We start from the raw sequence: 707 nt of genomic DNA, 5'->3' as shown, positions 1-707 counted from the left end.
CCCGACCACGAGGCACCCCAACCCCGCCCCGCTGTGCAACAGCACCCGCAACGGATCGGCACCCATCGCCGCACCCAGCAACAACCCGAGCACCGGCAACCCGGCGAGCATCACCGCGGTGGCCCGAGCCCCCGCCAACTGGGCCCGGAGATCGGCCCGTTGATCCCGGTCGGCGCGCAACGCCCCTTCGAGCCGGTCCAGTCCCACCGCGAGCCCCGCTCCCTGGTCCACGGCGACCCGCCAGCACGCGGCGAGCCCCAACAGGCCGTCCGCACCCGGCTGTCGTGCCGCCGAGGTGAGCGCACCCGGCACGTCCCCGCCGAACCGCGCCGCCGCCAACACCCCGGCCTGCGCCTCACCGAGCCCGCCGGAATCACCCGCCGCCCGCAACAAGGCCTCCCCCGGCTGCCGCCCGGCGCGCACCTCCCCGGCGAGCGCCGAGCACAACGCGATCACCGCGTCCCCGCGCAACTCCCGTGCCCGTCGCGCCTCCCCGGCCAGCCGCACCCGGCGCAGCAACGGCACCCCGACCGCCCCCGCGACGACCGGAATGACCGAGGCCCCCAACACGGCCAGCACCAGCCCGGCACCCAGCGACCACCACTCGACCCGCAACCGGCCCCGGATCCGCCGCAGTTCACCCACGGCCCGCTCCCACGAGGGCGGCCCGGCACCCACCGCCCCGCCACCCGCGAACATCAACCTGT

General features: G+C 76.8%; 1 protein-coding gene. It reads right to left on the bottom strand.

Annotated features, from left to right (window positions below; genetic code table 11):
- Positions 1 to 707: type II secretion system F family protein (locus JHN63_RS51720; RefSeq protein ID WP_200692034.1), on the bottom strand; the 707-nt coding region annotated here is incomplete at both ends.

The organism is Streptomyces sp. MBT65, from assembly GCF_016612545.1.
Taxonomy (GTDB): domain Bacteria; phylum Actinomycetota; class Actinomycetes; order Streptomycetales; family Streptomycetaceae; genus Streptomyces.
The sequence above is the reverse complement of the archived record's forward strand: the minus strand, read 5'-3'. Positions and strand labels throughout refer to the sequence as shown.